General features: G+C 66.6%; 11 protein-coding genes and 1 pseudogene. 8 read left to right on the top strand and 4 right to left on the bottom strand.

The genetic code is table 11. The annotated features are described in order from the left end of the window. From I6F21_RS35790 to I6F21_RS35770, 5 genes are all read left to right on the top strand, one after another. A partial coding sequence (locus tag I6F21_RS35790; protein WP_225131196.1) for a tetratricopeptide repeat protein occupies nt 1–608 on the top strand: 608 nt, incomplete at its 5' end. A 147-nt stretch (nt 609–755) separates the two neighbouring features. Beyond that, on the top strand, nt 756–1,427 hold the full coding sequence (locus I6F21_RS35785; protein WP_036015976.1) for an OmpA family protein: 672 nt from the start codon (nt 756–758) through the stop codon (nt 1,425–1,427). Between the two features lie 158 nt (nt 1,428–1,585). Next, nucleotides 1,586–2,515, top strand: coding sequence for an efflux RND transporter periplasmic adaptor subunit (locus tag I6F21_RS35780; protein ID WP_036015974.1), 930 nt, complete (start codon nt 1,586–1,588; stop codon nt 2,513–2,515). Continuing rightward, on the top strand, nt 2,515–5,661 hold the full coding sequence (locus I6F21_RS35775) for an efflux RND transporter permease subunit (RefSeq protein WP_225148688.1): 3,147 nt from the start codon (nt 2,515–2,517) through the stop codon (nt 5,659–5,661). The genes I6F21_RS35780 and I6F21_RS35775 overlap by 1 nt, the downstream gene beginning before the upstream one ends. Nucleotides 5,662–5,741: 80 nt before the next feature. After that, the gene (locus I6F21_RS35770) at nt 5,742–5,960 is read left to right on the top strand and encodes a DUF433 domain-containing protein (protein ID WP_225114559.1); all 219 of its coding nucleotides are present in this window, start codon (nt 5,742–5,744) and stop codon (nt 5,958–5,960) included. 11 nt (nt 5,961–5,971) lie between these two features. Here the strand turns inward: I6F21_RS35770 and I6F21_RS35765 are convergent, their stop codons facing one another. Beyond that, nucleotides 5,972–6,646: a Crp/Fnr family transcriptional regulator gene (locus tag I6F21_RS35765; protein WP_036044931.1), complete on the bottom strand. Its 675-nt coding sequence runs from the start codon at nt 6,644–6,646 to the stop codon at nt 5,972–5,974. Nucleotides 6,647–6,897: 251 nt separating this feature from the next. On the opposite strand from I6F21_RS35765, the gene I6F21_RS35760 reads away from it, so the two are divergent. From I6F21_RS35760 to I6F21_RS35750, 3 genes are all read left to right on the top strand, one after another. Next, nucleotides 6,898–8,970, top strand: coding sequence for an AsmA family protein (locus I6F21_RS35760; protein ID WP_225184211.1), 2,073 nt, complete (start codon nt 6,898–6,900; stop codon nt 8,968–8,970). A 192-nt stretch (nt 8,971–9,162) separates the two neighbouring features. Next, nucleotides 9,163–11,610, top strand: a complete 2,448-nt coding sequence (locus I6F21_RS35755; protein WP_225172778.1) for an adenylate/guanylate cyclase domain-containing protein — start codon at nt 9,163–9,165, stop codon at nt 11,608–11,610. 218 nt (nt 11,611–11,828) lie between these two features. Continuing rightward, on the top strand, nt 11,829–12,695 hold the full coding sequence (locus tag I6F21_RS35750; RefSeq protein WP_036044925.1) for a hypothetical protein: 867 nt from the start codon (nt 11,829–11,831) through the stop codon (nt 12,693–12,695). 143 nt (nt 12,696–12,838) lie between these two features. Here I6F21_RS35750 and I6F21_RS35745 read toward each other — a convergent pair. The 3 genes and pseudogenes from I6F21_RS35745 to I6F21_RS35735 form a co-directional block, all read right to left on the bottom strand. Then, nucleotides 12,839–13,073: pseudogene (locus I6F21_RS35745) on the bottom strand (AbrB/MazE/SpoVT family DNA-binding domain-containing protein). 74 nt (nt 13,074–13,147) lie between these two features. Continuing rightward, on the bottom strand, nt 13,148–14,476 hold the full coding sequence (locus tag I6F21_RS35740; protein ID WP_225172779.1) for a Spy/CpxP family protein refolding chaperone: 1,329 nt from the start codon (nt 14,474–14,476) through the stop codon (nt 13,148–13,150). A 192-nt stretch (nt 14,477–14,668) separates the two neighbouring features. Then, nucleotides 14,669–15,742 (bottom strand): LysM peptidoglycan-binding domain-containing protein, encoded by a 1,074-nt coding sequence (locus tag I6F21_RS35735; RefSeq protein WP_057030275.1) that lies wholly within the window; start codon nt 15,740–15,742, stop codon nt 14,669–14,671. Nucleotides 15,743–15,746: the final 4 nt, after the last annotated feature.

The raw sequence follows: 15,746 nt of genomic DNA, 5'->3' as shown, positions 1-15,746 counted from the left end.
CCCCGAGGCCGCAGATCGAGGCCGCCCTGCCCCCGCCGCCACCGCCGGTGAAGCCGGTTGATCCCGTTCCTGCGCCGAGCACGGACGGTGGGCCGAGCGCTGCCGCCCTGGCTGACGATCCCACGATCAAGAGCCTGACTGCCAAGATTGCCGCCAACCCTGACGACGTGAACGCGCTGTACCGCCGCGGCCAGGTTTATGCCAGCAAGGGCGCCTACAGCCTCGCCATCAAGGATTTCGACGACACCCTCCGGATCAATTCGAAGGACGTCGAGGCCCTCAACAACCGCTGCTGGACCCGCACCGTGGTCGGCGACCTCCAGGCCGCGCTGAAGGATTGCAACGAGGCGCTGCGGCTGCGGCCGAACTTCGTCGATGCACTGGACAGCCGCGGGCTTGTCAATCTCAAGTCGGGCGCGGTGAAGAATGCGATCGCCGATTTCGACGCGGCCCTGAAGATCAACCCGCGCCTGACGTCCTCGCTCTACGGACGCGGCCTTGCCAAGCAACGCAACGGCTCGGCCCAGGAGGGGGCGCTGGACATCGCCAATGCCAAGGCGATGGATCCGAACATCGTTCAGGAATTCGCAAGCTACGGAGTGCGCTAGTATTTTTTTGAGTCGGGCCCCCGTCCAAGGCTCGAACCTTGAACAGCCCTGGGAAGACCAATGGGCGGATGCCGCAACAGGCTTTTTCGGGGGCGTGTTGCTTGAATTTTGAGAGCACGTGAGCTGGCTGCGCAGGAGGGACTGGGAATGAGATCGGCTGCAAATTGGCTTACCGCGATTCTGTCCATCATCACCGTCGGCGCCGCGCTGTCGCTGCCGACCTCGGCCGCATATGCGGGCGATGACGGCAACAGCAAGAATGTCACCGAGGACGAGATCGTCCGCGCGCTGGCGCCGGCGCCGAAGAAGCCCTTGACGCGCGGCCTCTCGATCGGTCCGCAGACCGCCCCTGCACCGAGCGCGACCGACTCCAAGCTGATCCAGTCGGTGCGCGGCCGCTCGACGCGTTCGCTGTCGTCGACCGAGCGCGAGGAAATCGCCTTGGCCGCCAAGGACAAGCCGAACATTGATCTCGAGATCACGTTCGACTACAACTCCGCCAATATCAGCGCCAAGTCGCTGCCCTCGGTGCAGGCGCTCGGCCGCGCCTTGACCAGCCCGGATCTGAAGGGCTCGACCTTCGTGGTCGCCGGTCATACCGACGCCGCCGGCGGCGAAGCCTACAACCAGGACCTCTCGGAGCGTCGCGCCGATTCGATCAAGCGCTACCTGGTCGAGAAGTACAGCATCTCCGCGACCGATCTCGTCACCGTCGGCTACGGCAAGAGCAAGCTCAAGGACCCGAACCAGCCGCTGGCGGAGGCCAACCGGCGCGTGCAAGTCGTCAACATGGAAAACAAGACCACCGCATCGAAGTGAGCACGACGAATCCATTGCCAGTGACAAGTCGTGATGTCGTGTAAGGTCTCGTTTCCAAAGCGCGTCCCGCAGCCTTGCGGGACGCCGCTTCATGTCAGAAAAGCGCTCCGTTTGGGCCTCGCGCGGATGGCCGTGAGCCAGGTCAGGATGATCCGGCGATGAATTTGACTGAATATCTCAAGCCGGCCGGAACCGTGCTGTTCGTCGCCGCGCTCGGCATCGGCTATTATCTGTTCGAGCATCGCAAGCGTCCCGAGCCGAAGGAGACGCAAAGCGAGGCGCTCGTCATCGTGACGAAGTCGACCAATGCCTGCTTCTCCGATCTGGTGCGGGTGACCGGCTTCTTCGTGCCGCGCCGCGAGGCGGTGGTCGTTGCCGATCAGGAAGGCTCCAGGGTCACCGACCTCCTGGTCACCGAGGGCACGATTGTCGCCGACAATCAGGAGCTAGCGCGCCTGACCGCGCCGCCGCAGATTCCGGGCCAGCCGCAGCGGCCCGGCCCGCAAGGCCCGATCTCGCTGAAAGCCCCCGCGCCGGGCCTTGTCACCGAAGTCCGCACCATCGTCGGCGCGCCGGCCTCGCCGCAGGCCGGTCCGATGTTCCGCATCGCCGTCAACAACGAGATCGAGCTCGACGCCCAGGTCCCGGCGGTGCACATGTCCAAGCTCACCTCCGGCGCCACCGTGCGGATCAGCCGCGACGATGCGCCCGACCTGATCGGGCGGGTCCGGCTGGTTGCACCCGAGATCGACCGCGCCACGCAACTCGGGCGGGTCCGCATCAGCGTCGCCAACAACCCCTCGCTCAAGGTCGGCGTGTTCGCTCGCGCCTCGATCGACGCCAAGCGAAGCTGCGGCGTCTCGATCCCGAAGACCGCGATCGATCACCTCACGGTGCAGGTCGTCAAGGGCAATGTCGTCGAGACACGCAAGGTGCGGGTCGGATTGTCGTCCGACAGCGCGACGGAAATCCTGGAAGGGCTGCAGGTCGGCGAAATCGTCGTGGCCGACGCCGGCTCTTCGCTCCATGACGGCGACCAGATCAAGACCATGTTCGCCGATGAACTCGATCGCACGCGGGTACGCTGATGGCTCTCAATATCTCGGCATGGTCGATCCGCAATCCGCTGCCGTCGGTCGTCTTCTCGATCATCCTGCTGGTCCTCGGCTGGGTGTCCTTCACCAAGCTCGCGATCACACGGCTGCCCTCGGCCGACATCCCCGTGATCTCGGTGGCGGTATCGCAGTTCGGCGCAGCGCCGGCCGAGCTCGAATCTCAGGTCACCAAGACGGTTGAAGACGCGGTCTCCGGCGTCGAGGGCGTCAGGCACATCACATCGTCGATCACCGACGGCCTGTCGGTCACCACGATCCAGTTCGCGCTCGAGACCAACACGGACCGCGCGCTCAACGACGTCAAGGACGCGGTGACGCGCGTGCGCTCCAACCTGCCGCAGAACGTCACCGAGCCGCTGATCCAGCGCGTCGACGTCATCGGCCTGCCGATCGTGACTTATGCCGCGATCTCGCCCGGCAAGACGCCGGAGCAGCTCTCCTATTTCGTCGACGACGTGGTCAAGCGCGCGCTGCAGGGCGTGCGCGGCGTCGCCCAGGTCGAGCGCATCGGCGGCGTCGAGCGCGAGATCCTGGTCTCGCTGGATCCCGATCGCCTGCAGGCGATGGGCCTGACCGCGGTCAATGTCAGCCAGAGCCTGCGCGGCACCAATGTCGACGTCGCCGGCGGCCGCGCCGAGATCGGCAAGAACGACCAGGCGATCCGCACGCTCGCCGGCGCCAAGACGCTTGGCGATCTCGCCGGCACCATGATCCCGCTGTTCGGCGGCGGCGAGGTCCGGCTCGACGATCTCGGCACCGTCACCGACACCATCGCCGACCGCCGCACCTTCGCCCGCTTCAACGGCGAGCCGGTGGTCGCGCTCGGCATCAAGCGCTCCAAGGGCGCCAGCGACGTGAAGGTGGCCGAGGCCGTGCAGAAGCGCATCGACGCGCTGAAAGCGGCCTATCCCGACGTCGACCTGAAGGTGATCGACACCTCGGTCGAATACACCAACGGCAATTACCACGCGGCGATCTCGACCCTTTTCGAAGGCGCCATCCTCGCCGTGATCATCGTGCTCTTGTTCCTGCGCGACCTGCGCGCCACCATCATCGCCGCGATCTCGCTGCCGCTGTCGATCTTCCCGGCGTTCTGGGCGATGGACCTGCTCGGCTTCTCGCTGAACCTCGTCAGCTTCCTCGCCATCACGCTCTCGACGGGCATTCTTGTCGACGATGCCATCGTCGAAATCGAGAACATCGTCCGGCACATGAACATGGGCAAGTCGCCCTACCGGGCCGCGCTCGAGGCCGCCGACGAGATCGGCCTCGCCGTCATCGCGATCTCGCTGACCATCATCGCCATCTTCGCGCCCGCGAGCTTCATGTCGGGCATTGCCGGACAGTTCTTCAAGCAGTTCGGCATCACCGTCTCGGTGCAGGTGTTCTTCTCGCTGCTCGCCGCGCGCTTCGTCACGCCGGTGCTGGCCGCCTATTTCCTCAAGCACAGTACGCACGAGGAGCCGCCGCCCGGTCCCATCCTGCGCTCCTATCATCGCATCGTTGCCTGGTCGGTGAAGCACTACTTCATCACGGTGCTGATCGGGCTCGGCGTCTTCGCCGCCTCGATCTGGAGCATCACGCTGCTGCCGCAGGGCTTCCTGCCGGCCCAGGACAGCGCGCGCTCGCTGCTTGCGCTCGAGCTGCCGCCGGGCACCCAGCTCGCCTACACCGAGAAGGTCACCGAGGACATCGTCGCGCGCCTGCGCAAGCGGCCCGAGGTCAAGAGCATCTTCGTCGACGGCGGCCGCGTCCCGCCGGGCACCCAGGAGGTGCGCCGCGCCGCCCTGATCATCAATTACACACCCAAGGACAGCCGCGACATCACCCAGCGCGAGCTCGAATTCTCCATCAGCCAGGAGCTGGAGAACGTTCCCGATATCCGCTTCTGGTTCCTGGACGAGAACGGCCTGCGCGCGATCTCGCTGGTGGTGACAGGCGTCGACCCCAACATCGTCAACAACGTCGCGAGCGAGCTTGCGACGCAGATGAAGCGCATTCCCACCATCGCCAACGTCATCTCCGAAACTTCGCTGGAGCGCCCCGAACTGCGCATCGAGCCGCGCGCCGATCTCGCCGCACGGCTCGGCGTCTCCACCGAAAGCCTGTCGCAGACCATCCGTGTCGCCACCATCGGCGACGTCGGACCGGCACTCGCCAAGTTCGACGTCGGCGACCGCCTGGTGCCGATCCGCGTGCAGCTCGAGGACGCCGCCCGCGGCGATCTGAAGACGCTGGAGCAGCTCCGCGTGCCGCTCGGCGAGCGCGGCGAGAAGGGCGGCGTGCCGCTTTCGGTCATCGCCGACGTCAAGCTCGACCAGGGTCCGACCAGCATCGGCCGCTACGATCGCGAACGGCAGGCGACCGTTGCCGCTGACCTCGTCGGCTCCGCCGCGCTCGGCGATGCCACCAAGAAGATCTACGACCTGCCGGTCATGAAGACCCTGCCGAAGGGCGTGAAGGTCTCGCCCTCGGGCGATGCCGAAAGCCTGAACGAATTGTCCGAGGGTTTTGCGACCGCCATCACGGCGGGGCTGATGATGGTCTATGCGGTGCTGGTGCTGCTGTTCGGCACCTTCCTGCAGCCGATCACCATCCTGTTCTCGCTGCCGCTCTCGATCGGCGGCGCGATCGCGGCCCTGCTCGTCACCGGCAAGCAGCTCACCACGCCGGTGTGGATCGGCATCCTGATGCTGATGGGCATCGTCACCAAGAACGCGATCATGCTGGTGGAATTCGCCATCGAGTCCATCAAGGCCGGCACGCCGCGCGAAGAGGCCATGATCGACGCCGGCATGAAGCGCGCCCGTCCGATCGTGATGACCACGATCGCGATGGCCGCGGGCATGATGCCGAGCGCCCTGGCCGTCGGCGCCGGCGGCGAATTCCGCTCGCCGATGGCGCTCGCGGTGATCGGCGGCCTGATCTTCTCGACCCTCCTGTCGCTGGTGTTCGTGCCCGCGATGTTCATGGTGATGGACGATTTCGGCGCCCTGATCTGGCGCTTCGCCAAGCGGCTGATCGTGCACAGCGAGGATGCGGAGACGGACCATCATGGGGCTGCGGAGGCGGAAGCCAGGCCGGCGGTGACGAGCGTCGCACGGCCCGCGGCGGAGTAGGGTCCACGCCAGCTTGGAAGCCCACGGTGGCGCAAGTCGTTTGCGTCCGCTAGCCTATGGCATGGCCTTCGCGCATCACGATGGACCCTGCCGTCTGCACTGGCAAAGCTTGCATTCGCGGGCTGCGTTTTCCGGTTGCGCGGCTGCTCGGCCTGCTGGCGGCCGGCGAGACGCGCGAATCGATCCTCAATGAATATCGGTATCTCGAGCGCGAGGACATCGATGAGGCACTGCGATACGCGGCGTTCCTCGCCGAGGATCTAGCCGTCGATCTGTCTCCACCCGCCGAGCAAGAGTGAAACTGCTCGCCCTACTCGTTCCGCGCGATCGCGGTCAGCTTGGTCATGTTCCGCAGCAGGATCCGGCCGCGCTGGAGATCGAGGATCGCTTCCTTGCGCCAGGCCTGGAGCTGGCGGTTGACGCTTTCGCGGGCGGCGCCGACGAAGACGCCGAGTTGCTCCTGCGAGATGTGGACCTCGGAACCGAAATCGGCGGCGAGCGCGCAGAGCCGCCGCGCCAGCCGCACCGGCAGCGGCTGCAGCATGGATTCTTCCATGCGCTCGCTCTGCCAGCGGATGCGCTGGCACAGCAGCGCGATGATTTTGATCGCGACCTTGGGCTCGCGCTCGAGGAAGCCGAGGAAGTCTTCGCGCCGCAGCACGAACAATTCGCTGGCCTCGCCCGCGGTCGCGTCCGCCGTCCGGTTCTGGCCGTCCAGCACCGCGACCTCGCCGAACAGGTCGCCCGGCCCCATGAAGTTCAGCGTCAGCCGGCTACCGTCGGCGGCGCCGGTCTCGATGCGGACCTGGCCGCGGCGCACGCCGAACAGCGCATTGCCGGGATCGCCCTTCTGGAACAGCACCTCGCCGCTGGCCAAATGCTGGGTGTGGCAGAGATTGGACAGCCGCTGGAGCTCGTCTGCGCCGAGATCGGCGAACATCGGGTTCATCTTCAGGATGACCGCAAATTCGGCCTGCTTGCTCATGTCAATGTCCTTGTGAACGTGCTGGTCATCGTCTCTTGGCAAATCGTCTTGGCAAATCGCTTGAAACCATCAACTTCAGGATCGCGTAAAACAGCGCCGGAGAAGTGTGTCATAAGTCACATAACTTTGCAGCACCCCCTGACTATTTTTACGCGCTTGGAGCCGCTTCCCGTCCGGGGATAAACTCCGGGCGCAAAGGACGGGTGATCCGGCCGGGTTCGGCGCGGATTGTCCGTTGCTGGAAAGTCGACATGAGAGCATTGAAATTCGTCGGCGGGGCTTTGGCCGCCGTCATCGTCGTGATCGCACTTCTGCTCGTGGTCGGGATCCCCTCGGGCTTCCTGACCTCGACGATCGCCTCGCGCCTCGAGAGTGCGACCGGCTATCGGCTGTCGATCGACGGCACCACCAAGATCAGCCTATGGCCGACGCTGAACGTCACGCTGAACGACCTCACGCTGGCCGACCCCAAGGACCGCAGCGGCATCACGCGCCTGACGATCGATCGCGTGCAGGCCGACATGTCGCTCGCGAGCGTGTGGTCCGGCAGGCCCGAGATCAGCGAGCTCGTCGTCACCCGTCCCGTGCTCTACCAGCCGCTGCTGCGCGAACGCCTGCCGAATGCGGCCGCGCCTGCGAAGCCGCTCGCGCTCGACACCAAAGGCGCCACCATCGACCGCATCAAGATCACCGACGGCGAAGTGGCATTCTCGCGCCTGCGCGACCGTGTCGAGGGCCGCATCAGCGCCATCAACGCCGACGCGACCCTGGACCGCGACCGCAAGGTCAACATCACCGGCACCGCGCGCGTCGGCGATCACCCGACCAAGTTCGACATCAAGGCGGCCTCGCCGGCCGAACGGCCGGCGTTTCATGTGGATTTCGCCATCGATATGCCCAGCGTGCTGAAGTCCCAGCTCACCGGCCAGGCCGAGATGCGGCTGAGCGGCAATGTCGTGATGATCAACGGCGTGAACGGCAGGCTCGGCGATGGCGCCTTCAATGGCTGGGCTTCCGTCGACATCGCGAGCAAGCCGCTGGTCAAGGTCGATCTCGACTTCCATCGGCTCGCCATGCCGCTGGCGAAATCGCCGGAAGGCGTGTCCGGGCAGCCCTGGAGCAATGCGCCGATCGACGTCTCGGGGCTCAACTATGTCGATGCGCAAGTGCGGATCTCCGCCAACGAGGCCGTGATCGGCGATGCGCGCATTGCGCCGCTGGCGCTCGACGCCAAGCTCGCCGGCGGCGTGCTGAAGGCCGGCACGGCCAATCTCGGCGCCTATGGCGGCCAGGTCTCGGGCGAGGTGATCCTGGACGCGACGACCGGCGCGCCGAGCTTTGCGATGCATTCCGACCTCGTCGGCGTGCGCGCGCTGCCGCTGCTCCAGGGCCTTGCCGAGTTCGATCGCATCGACGGCAAGCTGCAGGCCAAGCTCGCCCTGCGCAGCGCCGGCAACAGCCAGCGCGCGCTGATGGCGAACATGCAAGGGACGGCCTTCGTCAATTTCCAGGACGGCGCCATCCGCGGCATCAATGTCGCGCAGATGATCCGCTCGCTGACGACGAGCACGCTCTCCGGCTGGCAAGGAAACCAGAATGGAAACCAGAACGGAAACCAGGACCCGAGCCAGGAGCAGAGCACGGATCTGTCGCAGCTCTCGGCCTCCTTCCGCATCGACAAGGGTCAGGCGGTGACGACCGATCTCAACCTGATCGGGCCGCTGGTGCGCGTCACCGGCGCCGGCACCATCGCGCTCGACACCAAGATGATGGGCTTTCGCGTCGAGCCGAAGCTCGTGATGACGACCGAAGGCCAGGGCCGCACCTCCGAGCCGGTCGGCTTCGGCATTCCCGTGATGATCCAGGGCTCCTGGTCGCAGCCGCGGATCTATCCCGACATGGCCGGCATGCTGGACAATCCCGACGCCGCCTATGCCAAGCTGCGCGAGATGGGCAAGGGCCTGTTCGGCCCCGAGGGCGCCGGACTCGGCAACATCCTCGGCAGCCTCGGCCTTGGTGGCACCGTCGCGCCGGGCGGCAATGCAACCGGCAATGCCAATCCGCAAGGCCAGCAAGCGGGGCAGAACAATCTGCTCGGGGGCCCGCTCGGGGAAGCGATCGGCAATCTGATCCAGCAGGGTCTCTCCAGCGGCGCGGGGAGCGGCACTGGCACCGGCACCGGGCGCAACCGCAGCCTGCCGGCAACGCCCTCCACGCCGGCGCCGCAGGCCTCGCCTGCGCCCCCCGCCCTGGAGGACCCGCCGGCCGCGCAGCAGGACAGTCAGCCAATGAACGACGTGCTGCGGCAGCTCTTCAACCGCTAAGCTCCCTCCTTCGAACAGATCGGGCTGCGACCATCGCCGCCCGTCCACCTGCCCAGGAGGCCACAGGGGGTAACCACACCGGCCGGTCCCCGGCCGCGCGACGGCCCTTCGGTCCAAATTGTGCTAGAACGGCTTGGAAGGGCCTGTACGGCCCATAGCGCGCAGCGTCAGTGGCGGCGCGAGAGGATCGGGATGGCAGGAGCGAACGACAAGACACGATCTCTGCGCGAGGGCCTGTTCGCCAAATACGTCGTCTCCCTCGTCGGCCTCGTCGTGTTCGTCCTTGCCATCAACGGGGCGATGGAGACCTGGATCTCCTACCGCGCGACGCGGACACAGCTGACCGACGGCCTGGAGGACAAGGCGCAGGCGGCCGCCCGGCGCATCGAGCAGGCGATTTCCGAGCTCGACCGCCAGATCAGCTGGGTGACGCGCGCGAGCCAGGACACGCTGGAGAAGCGCCGCGCCGACTATGCGTCGCTGCTGCATCAGGTTTCCGTCGTCAACCAGCTGTTCCAGCTCAACGGCGACGGCCGCGAGGTGCTGCGCGTCTCCAGGCAATCGACCACCACCGGCGGCAATGCCGACCTCTCCCGCGACGTGCGCTTCACCGACGCCGTCGCCCGCGGCGTCACCTACGCGCCGGCCTGGTTCGCCGACCGGACGCCGTTGATGTCGATCTCGGTGGCGCATTCCGGCTTCAATGCCGGGGTCACCGTGGCCGAGATCGACCTCGGTTTCCTCTCCGACTTCCTGTCCGACGCGCAAGTAGGCAAGGCCGCCTTCGCCTATGTCGTCGATCCGCGCGGCCGGGTGCTGGCGACGTCATCGAAAGGGCCCGAGATCGGCAAGGACCTCTCCAAACTGCCGCAGGTGGCGGCCGCGATCGCGCCCGGCCACGAAGCCGAGACGTCGGGCACCGACTTCAATGGCCATGCGGTGATGAGCGCCGCGAGCATCGTGCCGAAGCTCGGCTGGAGCGTGCTGTTCGAGCAGCCGACCACGCAGGCCCTGATGCCGATCCGCGACCAGCTGGTGCGCATCGCGCTTCTGATCGGCATGGGCCTGATGGTCGCGATCCTCGCCGGCACGCTGCTCGCCCGCCGCATGATCATCCCGATCACGGCGCTGCGCGACGGTGCGCATAAGCTCGGCGAAGGCGATTTCAGCCACCGCATCGACGTGCACACCTCCGACGAGCTGGAAGACCTCGCCGGGCAGTTCAACCGCATGGCCGACCAGATCCAGGAGACCTATTCGAACCTGGAGAGCAAGGTCGAGGAGCGCACCCGCGATCTCGCGCAGTCGATCCACGAGCTCAAGGTGCTGGAGGAGGTCGGCCGCGCGGTGGCCTCCTCGCTCGATCTCAACGCGGTGCTTGCAACCATCGCCGCCCGCGCCATCGAGATCACCCGTGCCGATGCGGTGCTGATCTACGGCTTCGACGCCGAGACACGCCGCTTCAACCTGGTCGAGGCCAACGGCATCGACAAATCCGCCGAGGGCGCGCATGTCACCATCGCCCAAGGCGGCAACATCCTGAGCGATGCCGCCGACAGCGGCGAGCCGATCGCGCTGGCCGAGCTCGGCGATGCCGCCGAGCAGCCGCTGCGCGAGGCCGCGCTCGCGGCCGGCTTCAACTCGGTGCTGGTGGTGCCGCTGATCGACCAGCAGGGCACGCTCGGCTCGCTCGTGGTACTGCGCCGCGCCACCGGGGCGTTCGCGCCCAGCATCATCGGCCTGATGCGCACCTTCGCCAACCAGGCCGTGCTGGCGATGCGCAATGCGCAGCTGTTTACCGAGGTCGACCACAAGAGCCACGCGCTGGAGGCGGCGAACACGACCGTGCGCGCGCAAGCCGACAAGCTCCGCGAGCAGACCGAGCAGCTCAAGGACTGGAACAAGTCGCTGGAGGAGCGCGTCCGGACCCAGCTCGGCGAGATCGAGCGCATCCGCAAGCTCGAGCGTTTCCTGGCGCCGCAGGTGGCGCAGCTGATCGCCTCCTCCGACAGCCCCGAGGGGTTGCTCACCAGCCAACGCCGCGAGGTCACGGTGGTGTTCTGCGACCTGCGCGGCTTCACCGCGTTCACGGAAGCGACCGAGCCGGAAGAGGCGATGAACGTGCTGCGCGAATATCACGCCGCGCTCGGCCAGCTGATCTTCAAGTACGAGGGCACGCTCGACAAATATGCCGGCGACGGCGTGATGATCCTGTTCAACGCCCCGATCCAGTTCGAGGACCACACCAAGCGCGCTGTGAAGATGGCGGTGGAGATGCGCGACACGATCGGCCCCCTGACCGAGCGCTGGCGCAACCGCGGTCATAGCCTCGGCTTCGGCATCGGCGTCGCGCTCGGCTATGCCACGCTCGGCCAGGTCGGCTTCGAGCAGCGGCTGGAATATGCCGCGATCGGCAGCGTCACCAACCTCGCCTCCCGCCTCTGCAGCGAAGCCAAGCCCAACCAGATCGTGGTCAGCCGCCGCGTCTACGGCATGGTCGAGCCTTTCGTCGAAGCCCGCGCCCTCGACGATCTCCAGCTCAAGGGCTTCAATCACCCCGTGCTGGCGATGGAGATCCTGAGCTGGCGCGAGGAGGTGGAGAACGTGGTGGATGCGGCGGCGGTGCGGCGAAGGGGGTAGCCGCAAACAAAACTGCGAAAACAACCCCATGCACAGTAGGCAGGGGCTTTGGGATCAATGACTTACGGCAGGCCTCGGCCGCGTGCCGCGCAATTTGACACGTCGGGCAAAACACCGGCAGATTGGCAGCATCCCAGCTCCCTCTCACGAACCACATCCCTCCTCCCCGCGACCAACCATCGCCTCAACGGCGAGGCGGACTTCGTGGGAGACACCCCGTGACGCTTGCCCTGCCTTCGCGTGCCTATGATTTGCAGATGCTGGACCGGCCCGCGGATCGCGCGCGTGATCAGGGCTGGGTGTTTGGGCTGCCGCCGGGCATTGCATCCGAGCAATGGCCGCTCGATCCCGTCACCGGCTATCCCTTGATGCACGGCTTCACGCTTCTGCTGCCGGAGGATTATCGGGTGCATGGCGATGACATCGTCGCATTGTCGTTCTTCGCCACGGCGCCCGATCACAATGACGGCGGCGCGCCCGACGATCCCGAGATTCGCGAGGCGGTGCTGGCGCGACCGTCGCATCCGCGGCTGTCGCGCATGACCGACATTCTCGACTACGCCTATGCCGCGCTGCTCTTGACGAAGGCCGAATATGACGGCGCGTTCGCCGCGCCGCCGGCGCCGCTTGCGCTGGCAACGGTGGAGCGGCCGCGCTGGCTCGATGTCGGCGGTGCCAGCGCCTTCTTCGAGGCCGCACCTAGCTACGCCAAGAAGATGTTTGCAGCCCCGCCGCGTGCCGATCTCAGCGAGACGCGCGCGATCGCGCTGTCGCCGCGCGCTGATGATCCCAACGCCGGCAAGGGCCCACAGGATGAGCACGTGCGCGAAAATCCGCCGACCGGCTATCAGCCATATTACTACTATGTCGGCGGCAAGCCGGGCCGCGACAATTTCCGCCTGCACGACTGGGCCAAGGATCACGCCCACAACCACCTCGGCGGCACCATGCGGCCCTGCCAGGCCGTGCCGGAGATGAGCCCGTTCTATATCGAGTTCGAGGAATATTTCGGCGGCTACAATTTCGGCGGCGGCAACGCGCAGCTCGACTTCAAGGACATGAAGTTCGACTGGGCGTGCGGGTGATCATGGAAGCCGCGCAAGGATCCGGACTTTGCGATGATGCGAGCGTTCACGGAGCCATGCCGAGGAACGGATTGACGATGGTGAGCCCGCCGATGCTGCGGCCGCGCTGAAGGTCCCAGAATCACCGCTGTCAAAGAACGCGATCACCGCTCGTTCGCCTCGTCCCGATCGAATTTGTAGCCGGCGGGCAAGGCCGCCCAACGGCGCCTCCATGTTCTCGATCGCACGCCGACGCTGCTCCGCCTTGGTCTCGATTTCGATCGCGCCTTTGCGAGTGGCCACGATATCGATTTCGTCGCCCTCCTTGAGGCCGAGTTCATCAACTAGCGCTTTGGGCAGGCGCACTGCGAGGCTGTTGCCCCATTTGGAAACCAGCACCAGCACCCTCCGTGATGTGCATCCCTATCTGCATATCACAGGGAGATATGATGGCATTCCAAGCTGGCGTCCCCTCACGCCCCTCGCTTTGGCCCGATCGCCTCGAATCCGGCCTTTTGCTCGTCGCTGAGATCGGCCTGGAAATCGTCGAGCGCGTCGGCGATGGCGCCGACGGCTTGCAGCATGGTCTGCAGCCGCGTCTTCACGGCGGCGAGGCGGGCCTGCGGGGTTGCGGCCGGCTCGGTCGGGCAGGCGCTGAGCGTCTGCATGGTGCGGAGCGTGGTGTCCTGCAGCACCTCGAAGCGGGCGCGGGCGACCTCGTCGAGTTGGAGCGTGGTGGCGATGTCGGCGGCGGGCCATTGCTGCTGGAGCAGCTGCTCGTATTGGCGCTGGGCGTTCTCGTCGGAAACAGGATCGTAGTCCGCCTGGCAGGCCTTGGCCGCCTGCGCGTCCTTGGAAGCGTTCTTATCAGCGTTCTTGCTCGCGTTCTTGATATCGTTCTTGTCAGCGTTTTTGGACTGGTAGGACGCCAGCGCGGCGCGACGCTCATTGGCTAAGGCGTTGAGCCGGGCTTTCTGGTCGTCATTGAGCAGGCCGACGAATTTCGACAACGGCGCTTCCATGGTGTCGATGGCCTTGATCATGGCCTCGACACGCTCGCGCATCAGGCCGAGGCGCTCCGCCGCATTCGCAGGGGTTTGCGCCGGGCAGGCGGTGCGGATGGTGTCGCGCGCGGCATTCCAGGCGGATGAGAGCTCGTCGAGCGCGGTGCGCTGAGCTTCGTTCGGTGCAACGGCGCTCGCGATGCGCTCGACCGGCAGGCCGCCGGTGTCGCTGGCCTCGCACAGCGTCTCCGCGGTCGGGACCTTTCGCGCGCGACGGCCTTGCGGCACGGTGTAGGCGGCAAGCTCGGTGGCGGCATAGGGCGTGAACAGCGCGGCATAGATATCGCCGTAGCCGTAGAGCGAGAGGCTGGTGGTGTCGCCGAAGACGATCGCATTGGTGAGATCGTCATGGGCGAACGGCCAGAACACCGGGCCGACCCAGCCATAGCTGCCATCGGGATGACGCCACCAGCCCTGCGGGCGGCGGCCGCCTTGCCAGCCCGCCAGCGCAGCCTGCGCCGTGAGGGCCGCACGCATCACGTAAGGGTTCGACAGCTGGCTGCGGTCGGCCCCGCGCGGGTCCTGCGACCTCAGCGCCGCGGAGCGGTAGCGGCCGCCGCGCACCGCCATGCGGGAATGGCGCAGGCGCGACAGGCCGATCACGTGGCCGACGGCGAAGCGCGCAACCCCGACCGGACCGCCGCGCAAGCCGAACTGCGCCTCGGCTCTGTCAGGCAGCAGCACTGCTGCAACCACCAGGATCGCGCCAGCCAGCGCCAATCCCATGCGTCCCGGCATGATCGTTGACCTGACGACCAATTTGGCCAGGTCTTGTTTGGCCACGTCTTGTTTGGCCACGACTTGTACGGCCACGTTGGCCCTCCCACCCGCGCCAAGTGCGCAATGCGTCGCATCACGAAGACGCGCGAGGGAACCGAATGTTCCAGAGAGACACAGGACAATGCGTCGCAACGCGCCGGCCGTGCCGTGTCACTCCGCCTTTTGCGGCATCACGAAGGTCTGACCGGGATAGATCAAGTTGGGATTCTGGATCTTGTCGCGGTTAGCGTTGAAGATCACGGCGTAGCGGGAACCGTCGCCGTAAGCGAGCCGGCTGAGCGCCCACAGGCTATCGCCGCGGGCGATGATCCGGCTGCCGCCGGCCTCGGCCGGCGCGGCGGTGAGCGCCTCCGCCGGCGAGGCCGATGCAACCACGGTGGCCCTCGGCGCCTGCGCGAAGGCCTTGGGTTTCGGCGCGCCGATCAGTTTCGGCCGGGCCGCTTGCTTCTCAGGCACCGACGCCAGCCGCGGCGAGGCCGACGGCAGCGCGGCGACGACATCCGATTTGTCGTCGGGCTTCTCGGCCGGCTTGGCCTCCTGCTTCGCAACCGGCGGCATGCGCACGGGCGGCGGCGCCGCCGCGGCGATTGTGACCGGCATGGTCCGGCCGGATTCGGTGACCGTGCCGTCCGGCGCCCTGGCGCGGAGCGTCAGGTCATATGAGCCGGCCGGCAGCTGCGGCGGGGTCATCACGAATTGGCCCGAGGCGTCGGCGACCACGCTGTCGAGCGGCTTGCCGTCGCGCAGCAGCTCGACCCGCGCACCCGGGCTGGCGCGACCGGCAATCACCGCCGCCTCGCCGTGATCGTCGATGCGGGCGACGTCGAAACGGGGGCCGGCATCTGCAGCCGGCGCCGGCGGCTTGACCGGCACGAGGTCGCCGAGCGCGGCCACCTGCTTCTGGGTCTCGGCCAGCGCGCCCGCCTTCGGCTCGGGTGCAGGCGGCGCGCTGTCGACGAGCTTCGGCTGTTCCGGCTTCAGCTCTGGCTTGGATTCAGGCTTGGACTCAGGCTTGAATTCCACCTTGGGCTCGACCTTGGCTTCAAGCTTGGGCTCGACCTTAGCTCCGACCTGGGGTTCGACCTTGGCCTCCGGCTTGGCGGCGACGGTGACCTTCGTCCCATCAGGCAGCAGGCGGCGCAGCTCAGTCGGGCCGATCACCAGCGCGGTGCCGACCAGCGCGAGCAGACAGAAGGCAATGAAGGCCTTGGAGGCGGTGATCATTTGA

Source organism: Bradyrhizobium sp. NBAIM03 (genome assembly GCF_020194055.1).
Classification (GTDB): Bacteria; Pseudomonadota; Alphaproteobacteria; order Rhizobiales; family Xanthobacteraceae; genus Bradyrhizobium; species Bradyrhizobium yuanmingense.
This window is presented reverse-complemented; position numbering and strand designations above follow the sequence as displayed.

Bases quoted from the DNA above. Each gene is read 5' to 3' on its own strand.
- I6F21_RS35770 (WP_225114559.1), top strand. From the start codon at position 5,742: ATGGACCCTGCCGTCTGCACTGGCAAAGCTTGCATTCGCGGGCTGCGT.
- I6F21_RS35740 (WP_225172779.1), bottom strand. From the start codon at position 14,476: ATGCCGGGACGCATGGGATTGGCGCTGGCTGGCGCGATCCTGGTGGTT.
- I6F21_RS35780 (WP_036015974.1), top strand. From the start codon at position 1,586: ATGAATTTGACTGAATATCTCAAGCCGGCCGGAACCGTGCTGTTCGTC.
- I6F21_RS35785 (WP_036015976.1), top strand. From the start codon at position 756: ATGAGATCGGCTGCAAATTGGCTTACCGCGATTCTGTCCATCATCACC.
- I6F21_RS35775 (WP_225148688.1), top strand. From the start codon at position 2,515: ATGGCTCTCAATATCTCGGCATGGTCGATCCGCAATCCGCTGCCGTCG.
- I6F21_RS35765 (WP_036044931.1), bottom strand. From the start codon at position 6,646: ATGAGCAAGCAGGCCGAATTTGCGGTCATCCTGAAGATGAACCCGATG.
- I6F21_RS35760 (WP_225184211.1), top strand. From the start codon at position 6,898: ATGAGAGCATTGAAATTCGTCGGCGGGGCTTTGGCCGCCGTCATCGTC.
- I6F21_RS35735 (WP_057030275.1), bottom strand. From the start codon at position 15,742: ATGATCACCGCCTCCAAGGCCTTCATTGCCTTCTGTCTGCTCGCGCTG.
- I6F21_RS35755 (WP_225172778.1), top strand. From the start codon at position 9,163: ATGGCAGGAGCGAACGACAAGACACGATCTCTGCGCGAGGGCCTGTTC.